The sequence below is a fragment of the Streptomyces sp. genome (assembly GCF_019510245.1).
Lineage (GTDB): Bacteria > Actinomycetota > Actinomycetes > Streptomycetales > Streptomycetaceae > Streptomyces.
The window spans coordinates 1-4,975 of sequence record NZ_JAEKKT010000015.1 but is presented as its reverse complement, the minus strand read 5'-3'; the positions used below and the strand labels follow the sequence as shown (position 1 = coordinate 4,975).

Here is a 4,975-nt window from a genome sequence, read left to right as displayed (position 1 = left end):
CGCCGTCTCGGCCAGCTTCTGGAACTCGCCCAGGTCGTAGTTGGCGAGCGTCGAGTCCAGGTTGGTCAGCGCGCCGAGGTGCTCGAGGAACCCCTTGGGGTCGTACTCGATCTGCAGCGTCACCCGGCTCGTGGTGTCACCGAGCCGGTGGAAGGTGACCACGCCCGCGTGGTGAACCCCCTCCACCGTGCGCCAGGCGATGCGGTCCTCGGCGATGACCTCGGTGAGCTCGGCGACGAAGTTCTTGTCGGCGCCGGGCAGTTGCAGCTGCCAGGCGAAGCGGCGCTCGTCCAGCCGCTCCACCAGGCGTACGTGGCTCAGAAAGGTCGGCCACCGGGTCACATCGCTCCACAGGGCCCATGCGACAGCGACGGGAGCCTCGATGTCGACCGTTTCCACGAGGGACGCGGACATGCGGTACCTCTCCTTCCGATCAGCCGGGGGCCGGCGCTCGACGGTTGCGGTGGGAAGCGGATACCCCGGCCGGGACGGCACACACGGTCCTGCCCACGGACTACCCCGGAGGGGTCTCGGTGGTACCCGGGTACCACTCGGGCCCCGAGGATTCCCCCGCGGTCCCAGAGTCCTGGCCTGTGGCGCTCCTAACGTCGACAGCAGACACCGCGGCGCCTCGGCCGACGGGGTCGAGTCCCAGGCAGGAAAGGCCCCTTCCCATGATCGAAGCGCGTGAGCTGACCAAGCGGTACGGCGACAAGACCGTCGTCGACCACCTGAGCTTCACCGTCAAGTCCGGCGAGGTGACCGGCTTCCTCGGTCCCAACGGCGCCGGCAAGTCCACGACCATGCGTATGGTCGTCGGCCTGGACGCCCCCACCAAGGGATCGGTCACCGTGGGCGGCCGTTCCTACGCCAGCCAGGCCGCGCCCCTGCACGAGATCGGCACTCTGCTGGAGGCCAAGTCGGTCCACCCCGGGCGCAGCGCGTTCAACCACCTGATGGCGCTCGCGTACACCCACGGCATTCCGCGCCGCCGGGTGGACGAGGTGATCGAGCTGGCGGGGCTGACCAGCGTGGCCGGCAAGCGGGTGGGCGCCTTCTCGCTCGGTATGGGACAGCGGCTCGGCATCGCCGCGGCCCTGCTCGGCGACCCGGCCGTCGTCATGCTCGACGAACCGGTCAACGGCCTTGACCCGGAAGGCGTGTTGTGGGTGCGCAACCTGCTGCGCTCGCTGGCCGACGAGGGCCGGGCCGTGATGCTGTCCTCGCACCTGATGAGCGAGACCGCGCTGATCGCCGACCACCTGGTGATCATCGGACGCGGCCGGCTGCTCGCCGACACCACGGTCGACGACTTCACCCACGCGGCCGGCGGCGGGGGCGTGAAGGTCGCGACCGCCGAGGCCGCGAAGCTGCGCTCGCTGCTGGCCGGCCCCGACGTCACGGTCACCTCCTCCAGCGCCGAAGAGCTGCTGGTCAACGGACGCGACGCGCGTGAGATCGGGGCGATCGCCGCCCGGCACGGAGTGGCGCTGCACGAACTCACGCCACAGTCCGTCTCCCTGGAGGCGGCGTTCATGGACCTCACCCGCGATGTCGTCGAGTACCAGAGCGCTCCGGCCGACGCCGAACGAAAGGCCGCCTGATGACCGTCACCAGCCTCGCCCCCGCTCCTGCCCGCACGACGGAGTACAAGGTCACCGGTGTCCGGGTGCTGCGTTCGGAGTGGGCCAAGTTCTGGTCCCTGCGCTCCAGTTGGATCACCCTGGGTGTCGCGGTGTTCCTGCTGGTCCTGTTCGGGACGATCGCCTCCTACACCTACAGTCCCGACGTCACCGCGCCCGGACCGGGCGGACCGGGAGGCGGCAGCGGTGACAGCACCGCGGTGAGCCTGGCCCTGACCGGAGCCACGTTCGCCTCGCTGGCCATCGGGGTGCTCGGAGTGCTGATGTCGGCCGGCGAGTACAGCACCGGCATGATCCGCTCGACGCTCACCGCCGTACCGCGCCGCCTGCCCGTCCTGTGGTCGAAGGCCACCGTGATCGGTCCGGTCGCCCTGGTCCTCACCGGCGTCGGCGCCGTGGCCGCGTTCCTGCTGGGAACCCCGGGCCTGGACGGCGAGAAGATCGCCTTGTCCCTCGGTGACGACGGCGTCCTGCGCAGCCTGGCCGGCGCCGGGGTCTACCTCGGCCTGGTCGCCGTGTTCGGCGTGGCCCTGGGCGTGCTGATCCGGTCCTCCGCAGGAGCCATCGCGGCCCTGGTCGGCATCCTGCTCATCCTGCCCGGCCTGGCCACGCTGCTGCCCGACTCGCTGTACGACAGCATCAATCCCTACTTCCCCGGCAACGCGGGCTCGGCCGTCTACGCCCTGCACCAGTCCTCGGACGCCCTCTCCCCCGGCGCGGGCCTCGCGGTGTTCGCCGGATGGGTGGCCCTGGCACTGGCCGGTGCGGCCTTCCGGCTCGTGAAGTCCGACGCCTGACCTGGGCACGGGGACAATGGTGTCCATGACCGCGCACCGTGCCGCGGCCCCCGCGGACCCGGACCGGGGGACGGCGGCCCCGCCGTCCCCCGGAATCGACGCCGCGTGGGCGCACCCGCTCCTGGGCCGTATGCTGCGCGACCGGGGCCGCCTCACGCGGCTGGACCGCCGGCACCCGTGGCTGTTCGACACGGCCCTGGTGCTGGCCGTCGCCCTGTTCAGCCTGCCGGTCCTGCTCCGGGGCGGGGGCGAGCCCCCGTTCGCGGAGACCGAGGTCCGTGAGCTGCCGCCCGGTGTCCTGGTCGCCTGTGTCGCCGCGTTCGTCGTTCCGCTGTGGTGGCGCCGCAAGGTCCCGGCCGTCACGTACTTCGTGATCATGTCGGTGTCCCTCGTCCAGTGGTCGCTGGGGATCTGGCTGCCGGCCGGCGTCGCGGCGCTCATCGCCCTGTACACCGTGGCCCGGACCGCGTCACTGCGGCTGCTGGGCTGGGCCGCCGCGCTGACCGTCGTCGAGGCGGTGCTGGCGGTCTCCGTCCTGGTGCCGGTCGAGCATCCGCTGCTCAGCGCCTTCTTCCTGCTGGGCACGGCGACGGCGGCCGTCGCCACGGGCCTGACGCTGCGCATCCGGCAGATGTACCTGGCGGCGCTGGAGGACCGCGCCCGGCGCCTGGAGATCGAGCACGAGCAACGCGTCCGGCTCACCGCCGCCGCCGAGCGCTCCCGGGTCGCCCGCGAGATGCACGACATCGTCGGCCACAACCTCTCCGTCATGGTCAGCGTCGCGGACGGCGCCGCGACCCTCGCCGCCAACCGGAACGAGCGGTCCGCCGACGCCCTGCGCATCCTCGGCGACACCGGCCGCCAGGCCATGAGTGAACTGCGCCGTGTGCTGGGCGTCCTGCGCGAGGAGCGGGGACCTGACGAAGACGCGCGGCCACTCAGCCCGCAGCCCGGCATCCGCGACCTGGACCCCCTTCTCGCGCGGGTGCGGGCGGCAGGCCTGCCGGTCACCTATAGGACGGTGGGCGACCTGGACGCACTGAGCAGTGGCGTACAGCTCACCGTGTACCGCATCGTCCAGGAGTCGCTGACCAACTCCCTCAAGCACGCGGGGACCGGCACGTCCGCCGAGGTCACCCTCGCCGCCGGGACGGGAGACGTACGCGTCAAGGTCGCCGACACCGGCACACCGCCCGGCGCACCCGCGCCGGCGAAGCCGCCGACAGACGGCGACGGTCCCGGCCACGGCCTCGTCGGCATCCGCCAGCGCGCCGCCATGTTCGGCGGCACCGTCATCATCGGCCCACGCGACACCGGCCACGGCTGGCTCGTGGACGTCGTGCTCGACGTACCACCGGGAGATCCCCTGCCATGACCACCGTCCTCATCGCCGACGACCAGCCCCTGCAGCGCATGGGCGTCCGCATGCTCCTGGAGGGCACGCCGGGCCTGGAGGCGGTCGGCGAGGCCGAGCACGGCGCCGAGGCCGTCCGCATGGCCGCCGAACTGCGCCCCGACGTCGTCCTCATGGACATCCGCATGCCCGGCATGGACGGCATCGAGGCCACCCGCCGCATCACCGCCACCGGCGGCCGTACCCGCGTCCTGATCGTCACCACCTTCGACCTCGACGAGTACGCCTACGAAGGCCTGCGGGCAGGGGCCAGCGGCTTCCTGCTCAAGGACGCCCGCCCGGAGGAGCTCGTCGCCGGCATCCTCGCGGTCGCCACCGGCGACGCGGTCGTGGCCCCCCGCCTGACCCGCCGTCTCCTGGACGCCTACGCCCACCAGGTCCTCGCCCCGACCGACGCCGCCCCCGACGACCCCCGGCTCCGGACCCTCAGCGACCGCGAGCGCGAGGTCCTCGTCGCCATCGGGCAGGGCTGGACGAACACGGAGATCGCCGAGCGGCTCGTGCTCACCGAGTCCACGGTGAAGAAGCACGTCGGCCGCGTCCTCGCCAAGATCGGAGCCCGCGACCGCATCCAGGCCGTGATCACGGCGTACGACACCGGCCTGGTCAGGGCCAAGCCGTAGCCCGGCGGGCCGGAGAGCCCCGTCACCTCGTCCGTGTCGATGCGGAGCGGCCAGTTCGCCCAGGTGAGTCGTCTGTCGTTGGCGGAGTGGCCGGTGACGGCCCGGTCCCTCGCGGCCATGTACACGGCGGGCACCCCGCACCCGGCGAGCCCGCCGGGGACGTCTTCGCACCCCGTCGAGCGGGCGCCCCCGTGACCCCGTAGCCATCTCGGCCCCGGGATACCGCAATTCCCCTCAGGGGCGCGGGGAACTGCGCGACCAGCCCCCACGCACCCGCGGCCGAAGGACCACCCGCGGAACCGCACCTCCCGCGGCGGAAGGACTACGCGTCCAGCGACGTCATCACGTGCTTGATCCGTGTGTAGTCGTCGAAGCCGTAGCCCGAGAGGTCCTTGCCGTAGCCGGACTTCTTGAAGCCGCCATGGGGCATCTCGGCGACCAGCGGAATGTGCGTGTTGATCCACACACACCCGAAGTCCAGCTTCTTGGACATCCGCA

Annotated in this window: 6 protein-coding genes and 1 pseudogene; 4 read left to right on the top strand and 3 right to left on the bottom strand. The window is 72.0% G+C overall.

Translation table 11 applies throughout. The features are described 5' to 3' along the window. Positions 1 to 414: SRPBCC family protein (locus JF597_RS00385; RefSeq protein WP_293986546.1), on the bottom strand; the 414-nt coding region annotated here is incomplete at its 3' end. Positions 415 to 674: 260 nt separating this feature from the next. On the opposite strand from JF597_RS00385, the gene JF597_RS00380 reads away from it, so the two are divergent. From JF597_RS00380 to JF597_RS00365, 4 genes are read left to right on the top strand one after another with little or no spacing between them, the layout of a single operon-like run. Beyond that, the gene (locus JF597_RS00380; RefSeq protein WP_069765448.1) at positions 675 to 1,604 is read left to right on the top strand and encodes an ATP-binding cassette domain-containing protein; all 930 of its coding nucleotides are present in this window, start codon (positions 675 to 677) and stop codon (positions 1,602 to 1,604) included. Beyond that, the gene (locus tag JF597_RS00375; RefSeq protein ID WP_293986543.1) at positions 1,604 to 2,440 is read left to right on the top strand and encodes an ABC transporter permease; all 837 of its coding nucleotides are present in this window, start codon (positions 1,604 to 1,606) and stop codon (positions 2,438 to 2,440) included. The genes JF597_RS00380 and JF597_RS00375 overlap by 1 nt, the downstream gene beginning before the upstream one ends. A gap of 25 nt (positions 2,441 to 2,465) precedes the next feature. Next, entirely contained in the window at positions 2,466 to 3,815 is a 1,350-nt protein-coding gene (locus JF597_RS00370; protein WP_293986541.1) for a histidine kinase, read from the top strand. Further along, the gene (locus JF597_RS00365) at positions 3,812 to 4,477 is read left to right on the top strand and encodes a response regulator transcription factor (protein ID WP_069765446.1); all 666 of its coding nucleotides are present in this window, start codon (positions 3,812 to 3,814) and stop codon (positions 4,475 to 4,477) included. The genes JF597_RS00370 and JF597_RS00365 overlap by 4 nt, the downstream gene beginning before the upstream one ends. A 26-nt stretch (positions 4,478 to 4,503) precedes the next feature. Here the strand turns inward: JF597_RS00365 and JF597_RS00360 are convergent. Then, a pseudogene (locus JF597_RS00360) lies at positions 4,504 to 4,698 on the bottom strand (hypothetical protein); the annotation flags it as partial. Positions 4,699 to 4,799: 101 nt separating this feature from the next. Then, on the bottom strand, positions 4,800 to 4,975 hold a 176-nt coding region (locus tag JF597_RS00355), incomplete at its 5' end, for an aldehyde dehydrogenase family protein (RefSeq protein ID WP_293986549.1).